This is a genomic window from Stenotrophomonas sp. AGC87 (assembly GCF_057333975.1).
This window is the reverse complement of sequence record NZ_JBHFHW010000033.1, coordinates 98,178-114,929: the sequence shown is the minus strand read 5'-3', so window position 1 is coordinate 114,929 and position 16,752 is coordinate 98,178. Positions and strand designations below refer to the sequence as shown.

Genomic DNA, 16,752 nt, shown 5'->3' with positions numbered 1-16,752 from the left:
CCCCCCCCCCCCCCCCGCGTCGGGGTCACTTGAGCTGGCAGATGTCCAGCACGTGCATGTCGGTGTAATCCAGGTTCTCGCCGCCCATCGCCCAGATGAAGGCGTAGTTGCTGGTGCCGGCGCCCATGTGGATGGACCACGGCGGCGACACGACGGCTTCGTTGTTCTGGATGACGATGTGGCGCTGCGCGTCCGGCTCGCCCATGAAGTGGTACACGCGGTCGTTCTGGCCCAGATCGAAGTAGAAATAGACTTCGCTGCGGCGGTCGTGCAGGTGCGGCGGCATGGTGTTCCACACGCTGCCCGGCTTGAGCACGGTCAGGCCCAGCAGCAGCTGCGAGGACTGGCAGGTGGCCGGCACGATGTACTGGTAGATGGTGCGCTCGTTGCTGGTTTCCAGCGCGCCACGGTCCAGGGCCACGGCGTCCTTGATCGACAGCGCCTTGGTCTCGAAGCGCGCATGCGCCGGGGTCGAGGCCAGGTAGAACTGCGCCGGGGTGGCGGCGTCATCGGAGGCGAACACCACCTCGGTGCTGCCCATGGCCACGTACAGGCCATCCTTCGGCCCGAGCTTGAACACGGTGCCGTCCACGGTGATGGTGCCGCTGCCGGCGCCGACGTTGATCACGCCCAGTTCGCGGCGTTCCAGGAAGGCATGGCCGGCGGCCGAGGCCGGTTCGGTCTGCTTGGGCAGCGAGACCGGGCCGTTGACCGGGGCCGCACCGCCGAGCACGAAGCGCTCGTAGTGGGTGTACTTCAGGGTCACCGCATCGGCATTGAACAGACCGTCGAGCAGGTACAGATCGCGCAGCTCGTCATTGCTGGCGCCCTTGATGGCGTCGGGATGGGTGGCGTAATGGGTCTTGCAGTACATGGCGTCTCCAGAGCAGGGGTGGGGCGATGGGTCGGCCCCGGCACGATTTCAGGTGATTGTAGCCAGTTGGTAAACCGGTGTCATTTTGCAGCGCACGATAGGCCGGGACGGGCCCCGGCGCGCGGAATCTCCCGCAGATATCAATCCTCGGGCGGCTGGCAGGAATCGCGCACGATCAGGTGCGGGCGCACGCTGGCGTGCTGCATCACGGCCTGGCCATCGGGCTGGATCAGCATGGCCGCAGCCGTGCGGCCGGTATCGCGGGTGTGGCGCCGCACCGAGGTCAGCGAGGGCCACAGGCGCGAGGCCAGCGGGCTGTCGTCGTAGCCGATGATCGAGAGCTGGCGCGGGATGTTGATGCCCGCGCGCAGCGCGACCTTGTAGATACCGGCGGCCATTTCATCGTTCCCGGTGAAGATGGCGGTCGGGCGCTGCTTGCCCAGCAGCAGCTTCTCGGCCGCGGCCACACCGGATTCGAAGGTGTACCCGGCCTCCACGATGCGTGCCGGCGGCAGCTCGATGCCGCGCTTGGCGAGGGCATCGATGAAGCCGGCGGTGCGTTCGTGGGCCGAGCGGTAGGCACTCGGGCCGGTGACCAGGGCGATATCGCGGTGGCCCAGCGAGAGCAGGTAATCGGCCGCTTCGGCGGCACCGTCGCGGTCGTGGGTGACCACCATCTGCGAGGTTTCGTCCAGCGGCAGCGAGGCGATCCGGGTGAAGCGGCAGCCGATCTCATCGAGCATGTCCACCAGCGCCTGGTCTTCGGAGGCACGTGGCACCAGGATCACGCCGTGCAGCTTCTGCTGCTGGACGAAGCGGCGCACGCCATCGATGTAGCCGGGGCTGCGCGAATCGCAGGGATGCACGACCAGTTCGAAACTGGAGCCGCGCAGCGCATCCAGCGCGCCGTACTGCATGTCCACGATGTACTGGGCGGTCGGGTTGTCGTACACCATCCCGATCAGGAACGAGCGGCGGAATGCCAGCCCGCGGGCCAGCGGGTCGGGCGTGTAACCGACCTCGCGCATCAGTGCTTCAACCTTTTCGCGCGTGTCCTTACGCACCAGCGGCGAGTTGTTGATGATGCGCGAGACGGTCTTCTTCGATACCCCGGACAGACGCGCGATGTCGTTGATCGTGGCGGCCTTGCCTTTGGTCAATCCGTGCGGCGACGGATCGGTTTTGCTGCGCAATGACATGTCGTTCAAACCGGGGATGAGTCAAGGGATTCTAGCGGGGAGCTCAATCGAGGGCGCGGTAGCGGAAATTCCGGAACTGGACCTTGCCGTCGCCGGCAGCATAGATCGCCGGCTTCAGGGCCAGGAACTTGCCCGCCACATTGTGATGGTAGCCGGAGACTTCCATCTGAACCGGGTACTTCTGCCAGGTTTTGCCATCGGTGCTGGAGTGGATGGTGACGATATGGCGGTTGTTGGTGACGCGCAGCCACAGCTTGCCGCCGGTGGCGCTGGGGGCCAGCCGGGTGGGGCGCTCCTCGCCGTAGCGGTGCATGATGAACTTCTCGCCGTTGCTGCCCACGCCCACATACAGGCGGTCGCTGTAGTAGAGCAGGGCACCGCCCACCGCGCCCGGGGCGATCTCCATCTCGACCTCGAACTGGTAGGCCTTGTCACCGGCGATGGCGGTCAGCGGCGAGCTGTCGCGCGGGGTGCTGCCCTTGCCCTGCAGCACCATGCCCTTGCCGGTGAAGGCCAGGCGCTTGTACTCGTCCTGGGCAGGATTGAAGAACGACCACTGCGCGCCGAGGGCCTTGCCGCGGAAGTCATCGGACAAGGCCATGCCGTGCTGGCCGACCGAGGTCCCCGACGGCTTGGCGAGCGGCTGGCCGAGGTCACCGCCCTTGGCCACGAACCAGCCATCGGCGGTCCATTCGATCGGCTCCAGCAGCGCCTGGCGGCCCAGCGTCCAGTACCCGTTCTCGTAGCCGTGATACATCATCCACCAGCGCCCGTCGGTGCCTTCAATCACCGTGGCATGGCCGCGCGACCACCACGGCTCGGCGGCCGACTGGGTGCGCATGATCGGGTTGTTCGGGGCATTCACCCACGGGCCGTGGATCGAGCGCGAGCGCGCGGTGATCACCATGTGCCCGGTCGGCGGGCCGGCGGTGCCCCCCACGGCGGTGGTCATGTAGTACCAGCCATCGCGGAAGTTGATCTTCGGGCCTTCCTGCGCATAGGCCTCCACGTCCCAGCTTTCCGGGTACTTCCAGCCGTCGTAGACGTGCTTGGGCGTGCCGACCACGCTCAGGCCGTCATCGGCCAGCTGCACGTAGTCGCCACCGCTGAGGAACAGATAGCGCTTGCCGTCTTCGCCCACGGCATGGCCGGGATCGATGTAGCTGCCCAGGCCGATATCGATCGGCTCGCTCCACGGGCCCTTGATGCTGTCGGCCCAGACCACGAAGTTGCTGCGGGTCTCGCCCGTGCGGGCCGGGAAATAAATGTAGTAGCGGCTGCCGTGCTTGACGATGTCCGGGGCCCAGATCGCACCCACGTTCCTGGTGATCGCGTGGCCCAGTGGCTGCCAGTTGACCAGATCGCGCGAGTGCCAGATCGGCAGGCCGGGGTAGGCATCGAACGAGGACAGGGTGAGGTAGTAGTCCTGCCCATCCTTGAGCACCGACGGGTCCGGGCGATCACCGGCGAACACCGGGTTGAGGAAGGTGCCATTGCCCAGATCGGCCTGGCGCTGGTTCTCGATCCCGCGCTTCCAGGCGGTGGCCGGCTCGGCGGCGTGGCCGGCGCCAGCCAGCAGCAGGCAGGCGGTGGCGAAGCTCGCCAGGGTCTTCCTCAGGTGCATCGTCTTTCTCCCTTGAACGTATCGTGGGCCGGCCGCGCTCAGCGCGCCCCGGTCCCGGCAAGACGCTGTTGCCAGCGTGGGTACTCGGTGGTGATCAGGGCCTGCGGCCAAGTTCCGTACCAGTGATAGCCGGTGCGGCGCTCGCGCGGGATGTCGTTGAACGTGGCCACGCGTTCACCCTCGCGGTTGGCCAGCAGCACGCCACTGTCGTGCAGGTCGTGGAAGCGGCCCCACAGCAGCGGCGCGCCCGCATCGGCGACCAGGCGGCGGTCGACCGTGGTGCGATGGAACTGGAACTGCGCCGGGGTCGTCTCGAACGTCTCCAGCCGCCACCCGGTCAACGCATGCGCCTGGAACCACGCCATCGCGGCGTTGACCGAGGCGACCACCTCCGGCGTGGGATCGGGGATCGACATCAGGTAGCGGACCACGCCGACACTCTCGTCGGTGACCAGCGCCGGCAGTTCGAATTTCCGGCCCTGCGCGGGCAGCAGGGTGGTGCGGTCGTACTGACCGGCCCAGATCGTCGGCACGCCGTCCTGGCGCACCTGCAGGCGCAGCAGGCAGGCGTCGCCGGCGGTCACGGCCGCGTCCACGCGGGCACGTTGATCGGCGGTGATGAAGCCGAACGCCGGTTCACGCTGGATGCGTCGCAGCGTGGTCAGCACGCCACTGGTGACGTCGTCAGCGAAGGTAATGTGGCCGTGGTACGAGGTGCGCGAGGGCACCGAGTGCGGCCAGCCGCCACAGCGGGGGATCTGCTCGGCGAGGATGAAGTCCAGGCCGCGCACGGCCGCGTCGCGGTAGCGGGCATCGCCGCTGCGCGCGAAGGCGTCGGCCAGGTAGCTGACCTGGGTGTAGATGTTGCGGTTGTCGAAGCTGCCCCCGGGCGTGGCCTGGTCGGCCAGCACCTGTGCCTTGGCGGCATCGTCGAGGATCCGCTGCGGATCCTGGTTGACCGCCCAGCCGCCGCCATGGCGTTGCAGTGCGACCAGATTGTCGGCGATCTGCCGGTACTGATCGGGGGCATGCCGCGGGTAGTCCGTGCCGTGCCCGCTCTGCCAATGGTTGATGCCGTCCTGGAAGCCGCGCAGCGGGATGTCCTGGCCCTGCGCCATGACGGCGCAGGGCAGGGCGATCCACAGCAGGGCCGCCAACCGCCGCACGCTTACGCGCGCAGCAGGGCGGGCAGCCACAGCGACATTTCCGGGAAGAAGGTGACGATCAACAGCACGCCCAGCGCGGCGAACCAGAACGGCCAGATCGAGCGCATGCTCTCACCGACGCTGATCTTGCCGATCGCGGTCCCGATGAACAGCACCGAGCCCACCGGCGGCGTCACCAGGCCCAGGCCACCGGTCAACACCAGCACCAGCCCGAAGTGGATCGGATCGATGCCGTAGGCCTTGGCCACCGGCAGGAAGATCGGCGTGCAGATCAGGATCATCGGCGCCAGATCCATGAAGGTGCCCAGCAGCAACAGCATGATCACGATCATCAACAGCACCATGAACTGACTGTGCGCGAACGACTGCAGGAAGTTGACCGCGGCCGACGGCACTTCCAGATACGCCAGCAGCAAGCCGAACACGGCCGCCGTGGCGATCACGAACAGGATCACACCGGTGCTTCGCGCGGCATGGGTGACCGTGCCGAGGAACTCGCGCCAGTCGAGCTGGCGGTACAGCACGGTGGTCACCAGCAGCGCGTAGACCACGGCGATCGCCGCGCTCTCCACCGCGGTGAAGATGCCGGCACGGATACCGATGAAGATCAGCGCGACCAGGCCCAGGCCAGGCAGCGCCGAGACCAGGCGCAGCAGCACCGCACGCCAGCCCGGGAAGATCTCCACGCCGTAACCGCGGCGGCGTGCCACGAGATAACCGGTGATCATCAGGACGACGGTCATCAACAGCGCCGGCACGATACCGGCCGCGAACAGATCGGCGATCGACAGCCCACCACCGGCCGCGGCCGAGAACAGGATCAGGTTGTGCGACGGCGGCACCAGCAGCGCCACCAGCGCGGCGGTGATGCTGACGTTGACCGCGAAGTCACGGTCGTAACCGCGCTTGACCATCTGCGGGATCATCGTGCCACCGACCGCCGAGACGTCGGCGATGGCCGAACCGGACACACCGCCGAAGAACAGGGAGGACAGGATCGAGACCTGGCCCAGGCCACCGCGCATGCGACCGACCAGCGACGAGGCCAGCGAGATCAGACGCTCGGAGATGCCGCCGCGCATCATGATTTCGCCGGCGAAGATGAACAAGGGAATGGCGATCAGTGAAGCCGAGCCGGTACCGGCGGAAATCTGCTGGACCAGCACCAGCGTCGGCAGATCCAGGTACCACAGCGTGGCCAGAGCGGCGGCGGCCAGCGCGAACGCAACCGGCACACCGAGCAGCAACAGCACCGCGAACACGGTGAAAAGAATGGTAATACCCATGACTCAGCGATCTCCCTCGGCAACGGCATCGGCCGGCCGTACAGCCAGCGCCATCTGGTTCACGGCGAAGATCGCCATCAAGGCGCCACCGATCGACAGGGGCAGGTAGTTGATGCTCTGCGGCAGGTGGGCGCCGGCGGCCTTGATATCCAGGCCGTCCATCAGCAGCACCGCCGCCCACCAGGCGATGACCACGCCCAGCACGGCCACCACCAGCGCGGTGAACACATCGACGGCGCGGCGCAGGCCCGGGCGCATGTGCGCGGCCAGCAGGAAGAAGCCGAAGTGGCGGCGGGTATGCACACCGGTGGCCGCACCCAGGCTCATCGCCGTGGCCAGCAGCAGCAGCGTGACCGGCTCGGTCCAGCTGGGCGAATCATTGATCACATAGCGGGCGAACACCTGCCAGCCCTGCACCACCACCAGGCCCAGCAGGGCGATGACGGCAATGTAGATCGCCACATCGGCGATGACGTTGAGCAGGCGCTGCGGCGCGGTGGGGGTGATGACGGTTTCGGAAGTCGAGTCGGACATCGCGTCGGGGCCTCAGGCGAAGTCGCGGATGCGACGGGTGAGGGCGGCCAGCTCCGGCTGCTGCAGGTAACGCTGCAGGAGCGGATCGGCGGCCTTGCGGAAGGCCGGCATGTCGACCTCGTTGAATTTGATGCCGAAATCGGCCACCGCCTGGCGGGCGGTGTTTTCCGAGGCATCCCACTGCTCGCGCATCACCTGCACCGATTCACGCGCGGTCTCGATCACCAACGTGCGGTCGGCCGGGCTCAGCGCATCGAAGCTCTGCCGCGACATCAGCAGCACGTCCGGTGCGTAGGAGTGATCGCTCTGCGACCAGTAGTGCGCGGCCTCGAAATGACGGCTGGAGTGGAAGCTGCGCATGTTGTTTTCCGCACCGTCGATCATGTGCGTTTCCATGCCCGAGAAGGTGTCACCCAGCGACATCGGCGTCGGGTTGGCACCGAGCAGGCGCATCAGCTGGATGAAGATGTCCGAGGACGCCACGCGCAGCTTGAGGCCGTGCAGGTCCTTGGGTTCCACGATCGGGTGCTTGGTGTTGTAGAAACAGCGCGCGCCGGAATCGTAGATCGCCAGGCCGACCAGATCGCGGGTTTCAAAGCCCTGCAGAACCGTATCGGCGACGCCGCCATCGAGTGCGCGGCGCATGTGCGCCACCGACTCGAACACGTACGGCAGGCACAGGCCCTGGGTCAGCGGAAACGCGTTGTTGAGCGCGCCGGAGTAGACGCGGGTGATATCGATGGCGCCGAAGCGGGCCATGTCGATCGCCTCGGACTCGCGGCCCAGTTGGCCGGAGTGGTACTGGCGCAGCCGCAGCCGGCCGCCGGTTTTTTCTTCCAGGGTCTGCCCGATCCATTTCACCGCGGTGACGGTGGGGTAATCGGCGACGTGGACATCGGTGGCGGTCAACAGCTGCGCACCGGCCGGTGCGGCGTTGGACGACCGCGAACAGGCTGTCAGCGCGGGCGCGGCAAGCGCGCCCAGACTGGTAGCCAGGAAACTTCTGCGAGTGAACATCTGCGCCCTCCCAAGCGTGCTCGCCATGTCCGCGCGGTTATCCGGCGGCGATGGCCTTGCAGGTAATGTCGCCGTAGCCGACGAAACGGATCAATGCTTGCTGGCCCACGGCGATGTCGTGGATGCCGGTCGCGTTCCCACTGGCGATCAGATCGCCGGCCTTCAACGGCCGCCCACGCTGCGCCGAGCGGCCCAGGGCGAACGCATAGGCGGTGCGCAGGCCACCGGGCAGCAGGGTCGCGCCACCGGTGCCGACCACCTGGCCTTCGATGCGGGTTTCCGCACGCAGGTCGGCGTCATCCAGGCGCGTCCAGTCCGGGATCTCCGGGCCGAGCACCAGGCCGTTGTTGTTGCCGAAGTCCGACACCACCACGCGCGGGCCGAGCTTGTTGATCGTCGCCAGCGGGCTGCTGGCCACTTCAACGCCGATGAAAAGCTTGGCGGCCAGCGCCTCGGCTTCTTCCGGGGTCCAGTGCAGCTTGTCCGCCGGGGCGTCTTCCTGCAGCTGGATCACGTACTCGGCCTCGACCGCGCCGAACCCGCCGACAAACACCGGAATCTCTACTGTTCCACCGGTAGCATTCCAGAGATGACGCGAGAAGATCGGCCCCAGCAGACGGTCGTCGCCGGAGACATCGCGGCGCTCGGCAGCGATGTAGCCGACCTTCCAGCCCACCACCTGGTCGTCCCACAGCGCGATGGCCTGGTCCTGTACCTGGTAGGCGGTAACGAGATCTTCCGGGATGTTTCCCGGGAAGTCCGGCAGGGATTGGCCTTGTTGGCGGGCGCTGACGAAGTGGCGGGCGATCTCGCCCAAACCCTGGTCTGGCAGGTCCTGTTTGCCGTGTTCGTTGCTCAAGCGGGTCTCCCGGAAAAATTGTTGCACTGCCAATCGACAGTGGCTGGATGAGCTGTATATGGTAAACCGGTGTCATTGGCAATGTGCAGCGCATCAGAACGGCTGCCGGTCAGGCACGATGCCTGTTCCCCTGCCCGAAGGACGTACCCGGATGCGCCGCTTCCTCGCGTTGCCCATGCTGACTCTCCTGCTGCTGGCCAGCGGTCTGGTCCACGCCGCCGATCGCCCCGTGCCGGAGACCGAACCGGCCGCGGGCGCCTCCGACCGCATCGCGCTGTGGCCGAACGGCCAGGTGCCCGGCGAAGCCGGCCCGGCCAACGTGCCCAACGTGATCGAGCGCAGCCGCGATCCGGCGCTGCCGGACCGCTACATCGACAACGTCAGTGCGCCCTACCTGGTCGTGTACCGGCCGGCACGCCCGAATGGCAGCGCCCTGCTGGTGGTGCCGGGCGGCGGCTATCAGCGCATCGTGCTGGACAAGGAAGGCACCGCCCTGGTGCCGGCCTTCGTGGAGCAGGGCGGCGTGACCCTGTTCGTGCTGCGTTATCGGCTGCCTGCCGGTCGCAGCGATCGGCAAGCCGCACTGGCCGACGCGCAACGCGCGATGCGGGTGATCCGCGCGGATGCCGCCCGCTGGCAGATTGATCCGGCACGCGTCGGGGTGATGGGGTTCTCGGCCGGCGGGCACGTTGCCGCGCGGTTGAGCAACGGCTTCGATGCACCGGCCTACCCGCATCGCGACGCCATCGATGCGCTCAGCGCGCGGCCGGATGTCGCGCTGCTGATCTACCCGGTGATCGACATGGGCACGCATGCGCATACCGGCTCGCGTACCCGTCTGCTCGGGCCGCATCCGGATGCGGCGCTGCAACGGCAGTTTTCCATGCAGGATCAGGTCCGCGCCGATACGCCGCCGACCTTCCTGGTGCATGCGCAGGACGACAACGTGGTCTCGGTCCACAACAGCCTGGTCTATTACCAGGCGCTGCTGCGCGCCGGTGTCACCACTGAAATGCATCTGTTCCCGTTCGGCGGCCACGGCTTCGGCGTGCGCATCCCGGCCGGTCTGACCGTCGCGCAGTGGCCCGAGCTGGCGCTGCGCTGGATTTCTTCGCGCCACACGGAGCCTGCGCGCCATGACTGATTCCCCCGCCGATCTGCAGCGGCGCCGTTTCCTGCGCGACAGCGCGCGCTATGCGCTGATGCTCGGTGCGACCAGCCTGCCGCTGCTGCCCGCCTTCGCCGGTGTGCCCGGCCCGCGCCACGATGCCGCGCCGCTGGCGCGCGTGCGCAGTGGCCGCGTGCGCGGGCAACTGGAGCAGGGCATCCACGTGTTCCGCGGCCTTCCCTACGGCGCCGATACCGCCGCCCGGCGCTTCCAGCCGGCCGTGCAGGAAGCGGCCTGGCGCGGGGTGCGTGATGCGCTGGCGTACGGCAATGCCGCGCCGCAGGGCGGCAGCGAAGGGCCGGGCAGCGAAGACTGCCTCTACCTCAACGTGTGGACCCCGGCGCTGCGCGATGGCGGCAAGCGCCCGATCGTGTTCTACATCCACGGCGGTGCCTACAACAACGGCTCGGGCAGCGATCCGCTGTACGACGGCAGCGCGTTGTGCCGGCGCGGCGACGTGGTGGTGGTCACGGTCAACCATCGTCTCAACGTGTTCGGCTATCTGTACCTCGCGCAGCTGGGCGATGCGCGTTTCGCCGATTCCGGCAACGTCGGCCAGCTCGATCTGGTCCAGGCGCTGCAGTGGGTTCGCCAGCATGCACACGAGTTCGGCGGCGATGCGGGCAACATCACCGTGGTGGGGCAATCCGGCGGTGGCGCGAAGATCGCCACGCTGATGGCCATGCCCGCCGCGCGTGGCCTGTTCCAGCGCGCGTGGACCATGAGCGGGCAGCAGGTCACCGCCGCCGGCCCGCGGGCGGCCACCCAGCGCGCGCAGATCGCGATGCAGGCGGTCGGGGCGGCCGATGCCGAGGCGCTGCGCACGATGCCAATGGAAGCACTGCTGGCCGCCACCCGTGCGCGCGACCCTTCGCGCGTGGAAAACAGCAGCCTGTATGTCGGGCCGGTGCTGGACGGGCGTTCGTTGCCGGTGCATCCGTTCTGGCCGGAGGCGCCCGCGCAGTCCGCCGGGATTCCGATGGTGATCGGCAACACCCACGATGAAACCCGCGCCTTCCTCGGCAACGACCCGGCCAACTTCGCGCTGACCTGGCAGACGCTGCCGGCCAAGCTGGAAAAAGAACAGTACGTGGACCTGCTGCCCTCGGTGGTGATCGCCGAGTACCGCCGCCTGTATCCGCACTACACGCCTTCGGAGGTGTTCTTCGCGGCCACCACCGCCGGTCGTTCATGGCGCGGTGCGGTGGAGGAACTGGAGGCGCGTGCGCGCCAGGGCGCACCCACCTGGGCCTATCAACTCGATTGGGGCTCGCCGCTGGACGGCGGCAAGTTCGGCGCGTTCCACACGCTGGATATCCCGCTGGTGTTCGATACGACTGATCGCCCCGGCTCACGCACCGGTGACGGCGAAGCCGCGACCCGCGTGGCGGCCACGATGAGCGAGGCCTTGATCGCCTTCGCCCGCCATGGCGATCCGAATCATGGCGGACTGCCTCGCTGGCAGACCTATTCGCTGGCCCGCCGCGAAACGATGCTGTTCGATAGCACCTCGCAGCAGGCTGACGACCCCCGCGGTGGCGAGCGTCGCCTCTATCAGCAGGCCCCCTTCATTCAACGAGGTACGTTCTGATGCGGTGTACGTCCTGGCTGCTGGGCAGCGTGCTGTTCGGCCTGATGAGCGCGGCGCAGGGCGCCGGGGATCCGGCGGTGCTGGATCGCCCGGCACCGCCCCCGATCCGGGCCAGCAAGATCGTGCTGGTCGGCGATTCCACCACGGCCGTGCAGGGCGGCTGGGGCCCGGCGTTCTGCGCCCGGCACGTGACCTCGTTCCTGACCTGCACCAACCTGGCCCGTGGCGGCCGCAGTACCTACAACTACCGCGCCGAAGGCTCGTGGGCGCTGGCCCAGGCGGAGATGCGCACACCCGGCTACGCGCGCACGTGGGTGCTGGTCCAGTTCGGCCACAACGACCAGCCCGGCAAGCCGGGCCGCTCCACCGATCTGCAGCGCGAGTTCCCGGACAACCTGCGCCGCTATGTACGTGAGATCCGGGCCGCCGGTGCGCAGCCGGTGCTGCTGACCCCGTTGACCCGCCGCCAGTTCGCCGATGGCGTGCTGATCGATGACCTGGCGCCGTGGGCCGAGGCGGTGCGCACGGTCGCGCGCGAGATGGAGGTGCCGTTGGTCGATCTGCACGCGCGCAGCCGCGCGGTGGTGCAGGCGCTGGGGCCGGTGGCTTCGATGCCGCTGGCGCAGGCGGCCGCTACGCCCGCCCAGGTCAGCGCGGCGCTGGGCGGGACCACCGTGGGCGCCGCCCCCATGGCCGGCGCACCGGCCGCGCAGAACAACGCCCTCACCGAGCCCATGGGGCAGGCCAAGGTCGCCTTCGATTACACCCATCTGGGCCCGGACGGCGCAGCGTTGTTCGCCACGCTGGTCACCGAGGAACTGGCCCGGCAGGTCCCGTCGTTGCGACCGCTGCTGATTCCCTGATCGATAGGCAGACCCTTCGAATTCTTTCGAATGGATCGCTACGTCGGGGATTGTGGGTCGATTGGATGTGATTCAGGTCAAACACGCTGTTCACCGGGATCGCCTAGACTCGGGGTATGCAAGACCAATGCAACCCGTTTCCTCCGTTCCATGGCCGTGATCGATTGATCGCCGCCGTCGACCATGCCGTCCAGCACGAGCACGCGCACCAGATCGCCGCAACGCTGCGCGCGGCGTTGCGCGAAGCGATCGCCGACAGCCGCATCCAGCTGCCGGCCTGCGTGCATCACCCGATCGAGGATCACTACGCCCGCCGCGAGCTGTACCGCAGCCCGGTGCACGGCTACAGCATCGTCGCGATGAGCTGGGGGCCGGGGCAGGGCACGCCGCTGCACGACCACAGCGGGCTGTGGTGCGTGGAGGGGGTCTGGCTGGGCCAGCTGGAGATCACCCAGTACCAGCTGCTGGAGCGCGACGGCGAGCGTTTTCGTTTCCGCCCGGAGCCACCCGTGCTGGGCGACTGCGGCAGTGCCGGCAGCCTGATCCCGCCGCACGAGTACCACACCATCCGCAACACCAGCGACGATGCGCTGGCGATCTCGGTGCACGTCTACCAGGGCGAGATGACCCGCAGCGCCATCTTCGAGCCCGAGGCCGACGGCTGGTACCAGCGCCGCGTGCAGGTGATGGAAACCGACGCGGCCTAGCGCCGGCGGGGTGCCGGCGCCGAAGCAGCCCTGCATGGCATGGCGCTACTGGTCGAGCGCCACCACGTTGTTGCGCTGGGTCACTTCCGCCGCACCATCGGCCTGCATGACACGCACGCGCAGGCCACCGCGATCCCCGGCCGGCAACGGCAGATTGACGATCGTGGTCTTCGGCAGCAGGTCGCTCGGCGCGGCCAGGCTCGGAATCTCGACGCGGGCCAGCTCACGGCCCTTGGCATCTTCCAGCACTGCCACGCCCACACCGGTGGCGACATGGCCCAGGCTGTGCACGGTCACCTGCACCTGACGCCCGTCCACGCGCACATCGCCCCGCCCGATGCCGAGGTCGGCGCGCTGTTCGACCGGCGTGCCGGCCTGCACCAGCTCGAACTCGAACACCTGGCTCTGGCCCGGCACGAACCGCAGCGTGGTCGAGGCACTGCGCTCCAGGGTGAGATCGCGCGTGGTGGCCTTGCCATCGATCGTGTCATCGCCGTCGCGGTCCACGCCGCTGGTCATCCGCCATTGCCCGGCGGTGACGTTCCAGGTGCTCATCTCCGCATCCACTGCGTGCTTGCCTAGGTTGTAGGCGATCACCTTGAAGCGGTCCGGCGAGGGTGCATGTACCAGCAGCGCGACCTGCTCGGCCGCCTGCGGCTGGGCGAAGCGCCAGCTCACGGTGTGGCCCGGCCAGCTCTGGTTGCGCTTGAGCGCGATGCCGCCCAGGCGTGCACGCTGCAGGAATTCGCTTGGCGCTTCGACACGGTCGGACCACCAGTGGCCTTCGGTGTTCATGTATTCGCGCTGCGCCTTGGCCTGGATGCCATCGGCATGCAGCGCCTCCAGGTACTTCTTGTCGCCGGTGGCCTGCCACGCCATCAGGCTGGCGAAGCCGGTGCTGCCGCTGTCGGCATCGCTGATGAAGCGCGGGTTCCACTCGGCGCCGCGGCCGAGGACCTCGACATAGTTCTCGCCCAGGTTGGACAGCGCCCCCGGCCCCCCACGCTCGACGCGGTAGTCCAGGGCCTTGAGGTATTTGTCATCGCCGGTCCAGCGCCATGCCGCCCAGAAGGTGTGCATGATGTCGCCGCTGCCCGAGCCATTGTTGAGCTCACCGCCGCGGGTTTTGCCAGTTGCCCAGTTGATCTCGTTCGGCAGTGCCCAGCGGCCCTTGTCGTCGGTGTAGGCGTGGGCGAGGTAGCCATCGGCCAGCCCGGTAACCAGCTTGCGGCCGGTCGGATCGGCGTTGTACTGGCCGATCAGGAACGCCGGGTGCAGGACCGGAAAGGAATACGGCTTCTGCCATTGCCAGTTCGGTTCGCGGTAGACCTTGTTGCCGCCGAACCAGTTGCTGGAGAACAGCAGATGGCCCTGCGGGTTGGGCAGGATGATGCGCTCGTCGAACGCCTTCACCGTTTCCATCAGGCGCTCGACGGTGAGCGGATCGCCCCAGTTGAGGTAGAGCATCGCGCTGTTGGTGTTGATGCCTTCCTCGTACGCGTGCAGCTCATCGGTTTCGATGGTGCTCAAGCCGTTGCTGAACATGCCATTGCGGTACACCGCATCGGACAGCGCGATCAGCGAGGCATTGAGCTTGTCCGGCTGCACGCCCATCAAAGCGAGGCCCGGCCACTGCTGGGTCAGATCGGAATCGTCGGAGATGCCGCCGCCGAAATCGCCGTAGGCGATCTGGCGGTTGTCGATCCACCACTCGATGAAGCGGCGCACGTAGGTGAGGTCTTCGGTTTGCCGGAACGCCCACAGCGGCACGCCCTTGGGCGCCTCGGGCTGGGTGAACGGCGGCTTGCCCTGGCTGTTGTAGCTGATGTAGTTCCAGTACAGGCGGCCGAGCTCGTGGTCCGGGTCCACCCGCAGCAGGTCGCTGAGATCGGCGTACACGCGCGCGTACAGGCGCTGGCGCTTGGAGGTGGTGTGCTCTTCGACCAGGAAGCCCCAGTTGTCGCGCACCTGGTTGAAGCGGTCGGCGATGTGTTCTTTCTTCGCCTCCTCGCGGTCCTTGTAGACCATGCGGATTTCCGCACCGTCCAGCGAGGTGGCGTTGAACCCCGGTGCGGCCGACGCGACGGAGATCCACAGGCTGTCGGCGGTCAGGATGCGATCGCGCAGGTCCAGCCACAGCGTGCGCTTCTGGCCCGGCTTGACCGAGACCGACACGTCGATCATGTCGCGCGCCGGCCAGAGCGGGTCCTTGATGCGGATGTTGAGCGGGATCAGGCCGTCATGGGTCGCCGGCAGGTCCAGCTTGGGCAGATCGATCGCGATGCCGTCCAGTCCGTCATGCATGTTCTCCCAGCTGTGCGCCCAGCTGCGGATCAGCGGCTGTGCAGCCGGTGCGTCGCTCACGCCGGAGGGAATCAGTACGTGCACGATCGGCAACGGCTGCGCGGGCAGTGTGTCGGCCGTGCGCTTGCGTGAGCCGGCGCCCTTGGGCAGCGCCATCACCGTGCTGCGTTCGGCCGCCGGGTAGCGGCCGTCGATGTACTCGCGCAGCGCAGCGATGTTGGTGTAGTCCGGCAGGGCCTGGCTGTCGATCAGGTAGCGCTGCTTGACCGTGCCCTCCGGCTCGGCGGCATCGCTCACCTGGTAGGCCCAGATCTCCTGGATCGGGGTTTCCTGCGCCGTGTTGCGGAAGTGCAGCACGCCACCGTCCTGCGCGGGAATCGGGTTGACGCTGCGGACCACGCCCTGCGGACGCTCGAACAGCGCCTGCGCGGGCTGGCCGTCCACGCTGTGGCTCAACCCGCCGAAGGCGGCGCCGCGTACTTCGATGCGGTTGACGGTCTCACCGGCCGGCAAGGTCAGGTCGAGCTGCTGGCCACCATCGACGTACGTGTTCCAGTCGGGCAGCTGGAAGCAATCATCGCGCCCGGCCAGCCGCGAGCGGTTGTACACGCCCGGCCAGGTGGTCTCGGCGATGCCGTCGGTCGCCTTCCACATCCATTGCTTGTGGTCCTTGGTATCGGCGAACTCGATCTTGCGGATCGTGGTGGTCGGCACGGTCAGCGCCGGCGGCGGCGCAGCGTCCCAGCCGTGGCGATGGCGCCAGGCGCGCATCGGGTCCGGTTCGGCTACTGCAGTGCGGGGGGCGGCATTGCGGGCCAGCGCGGCCATGCCGGCCGGGTCGAGCAGGCGGTCATAGACGCGGATCTCGTCAAAATCGCTGCCCCGCAGGAAGTTGTAGCGGCTCTGCACCTGGTAGGGCGCCATCACGCGACCGGCCAGGCCGAGCTGATCCAGTGCGGCGTCGTAGTCGGCGGTGGTCTCCTGGCGGGCGACCTCCTTGCCATCCACGTACAGCCGCACGCCGTGGTTCTCATCCCAGCCGAAGGCGATGTGCTGCCACTGTTGGGGCGAGGGGTTCTGGTCGAGTTTGAACGACACGCGCGTGCGCGCCAGGTTGGCATCGGTGACAAAGGCATCGAAGCCGTGGCCGTTCCAATCGATGCGCAGCCAGGCCATGTCCCAGCTGCTGTGGTCGGCATAGCCGACCCGGAAGATCACGAACGGCGCTTCCCCCACCGCATAGCGCGAGCGCCAGAAGAAGCCGAGCGTGCCACGCTGGGCCTGGATGTTGCCCGGGGCGTTCCACGACAACACGCCATCATCCGCCCATTCGATCGCGCTGCCATGTGCCCCGTTGGGCACCCGCGTCACCTTGTCCACGAAGTTGGGGACCGGGTCGCCCGCGGCGGTATCGGCCTGCAGGCCCTGGTCGGCCGAGACGTGGAACAGCAGCTGCGGCGCGGTCTGCGCCCAGGCGGTGCCACTGCCCGCGAGCAGCAGCGCCAGCAGGCTGGCGGACAGGCGGGAGGGGCGGATCGAGGGGGCGACAACGCGATGCAT

13 protein-coding genes are annotated in these 16,752 nt (G+C 67.8%); 4 read left to right on the top strand and 9 right to left on the bottom strand.

What is annotated here, in order from left to right; translation table 11 throughout:
• Positions 1-25 precede the first annotated feature (25 nt).
• From kduI to ACE026_RS13940, 8 genes are all read right to left on the bottom strand, one after another.
• Positions 26-874 (bottom strand): 5-dehydro-4-deoxy-D-glucuronate isomerase, encoded by an 849-nt coding sequence (gene kduI / locus ACE026_RS13975; protein ID WP_486039443.1) that lies wholly within the window; start codon positions 872-874, stop codon positions 26-28.
• Between the two features lie 140 nt (positions 875-1,014).
• Positions 1,015-2,073 carry a LacI family DNA-binding transcriptional regulator gene (locus tag ACE026_RS13970; RefSeq protein ID WP_123731196.1) on the bottom strand — a complete coding sequence of 353 codons (1,059 nt, stop codon included), beginning with the start codon at positions 2,071-2,073 and terminating at the stop codon, positions 1,015-1,017.
• 43 nt (positions 2,074-2,116) lie between these two features.
• Positions 2,117-3,697 (bottom strand): family 43 glycosylhydrolase, encoded by a 1,581-nt coding sequence (locus tag ACE026_RS13965; RefSeq protein WP_486039442.1) that lies wholly within the window; start codon positions 3,695-3,697, stop codon positions 2,117-2,119.
• A 38-nt stretch (positions 3,698-3,735) separates the two neighbouring features.
• Entirely contained in the window at positions 3,736-4,893 is a 1,158-nt protein-coding gene (gene pelA / locus ACE026_RS13960) for a pectate lyase (protein ID WP_486039441.1), read from the bottom strand.
• Positions 4,866-6,149 (bottom strand): TRAP transporter large permease, encoded by a 1,284-nt coding sequence (locus ACE026_RS13955; RefSeq protein ID WP_486039440.1) that lies wholly within the window; start codon positions 6,147-6,149, stop codon positions 4,866-4,868. Before ACE026_RS13955 ends, pelA begins: the two co-directional genes overlap by 28 nt.
• 3 nt (positions 6,150-6,152) lie before the next feature.
• Positions 6,153-6,683 carry a TRAP transporter small permease gene (locus tag ACE026_RS13950; RefSeq protein WP_486039439.1) on the bottom strand — a complete coding sequence of 177 codons (531 nt, stop codon included), beginning with the start codon at positions 6,681-6,683 and terminating at the stop codon, positions 6,153-6,155.
• A 12-nt stretch (positions 6,684-6,695) separates the two neighbouring features.
• Positions 6,696-7,700, bottom strand: coding sequence for a TRAP transporter substrate-binding protein (locus ACE026_RS13945; protein ID WP_486039438.1), 1,005 nt, complete (start codon positions 7,698-7,700; stop codon positions 6,696-6,698).
• 37 nt (positions 7,701-7,737) lie between these two features.
• A complete protein-coding gene (locus ACE026_RS13940) occupies positions 7,738-8,559 on the bottom strand; it encodes a 2-keto-4-pentenoate hydratase (protein WP_486039437.1) in 822 nt (273 codons plus the stop codon).
• A gap of 175 nt (positions 8,560-8,734) precedes the next feature.
• Between ACE026_RS13940 and ACE026_RS13935 the strand changes: the two genes are divergently transcribed.
• From ACE026_RS13935 to ACE026_RS13920, 4 genes are all read left to right on the top strand, one after another.
• A complete protein-coding gene (locus ACE026_RS13935; protein WP_486039436.1) occupies positions 8,735-9,703 on the top strand; it encodes an alpha/beta hydrolase in 969 nt (322 codons plus the stop codon).
• Positions 9,696-11,318: a carboxylesterase/lipase family protein gene (locus tag ACE026_RS13930; RefSeq protein ID WP_486039435.1), complete on the top strand. Its 1,623-nt coding sequence runs from the start codon at positions 9,696-9,698 to the stop codon at positions 11,316-11,318. Before ACE026_RS13935 ends, ACE026_RS13930 begins: the two co-directional genes overlap by 8 nt.
• Positions 11,318-12,181 (top strand): rhamnogalacturonan acetylesterase, encoded by an 864-nt coding sequence (locus tag ACE026_RS13925; RefSeq protein ID WP_486039434.1) that lies wholly within the window; start codon positions 11,318-11,320, stop codon positions 12,179-12,181. Before ACE026_RS13930 ends, ACE026_RS13925 begins: the two co-directional genes overlap by 1 nt.
• Positions 12,182-12,297: 116 nt before the next feature.
• Positions 12,298-12,888 carry a cysteine dioxygenase family protein gene (locus tag ACE026_RS13920; RefSeq protein ID WP_486039433.1) on the top strand — a complete coding sequence of 197 codons (591 nt, stop codon included), beginning with the start codon at positions 12,298-12,300 and terminating at the stop codon, positions 12,886-12,888.
• A 45-nt stretch (positions 12,889-12,933) separates the two neighbouring features.
• Here the strand turns inward: ACE026_RS13920 and ACE026_RS13915 are convergent, their stop codons facing one another.
• Positions 12,934-16,752 carry a LamG-like jellyroll fold domain-containing protein gene (locus ACE026_RS13915; protein WP_486039432.1) on the bottom strand — a complete coding sequence of 1,273 codons (3,819 nt, stop codon included), beginning with the start codon at positions 16,750-16,752 and terminating at the stop codon, positions 12,934-12,936.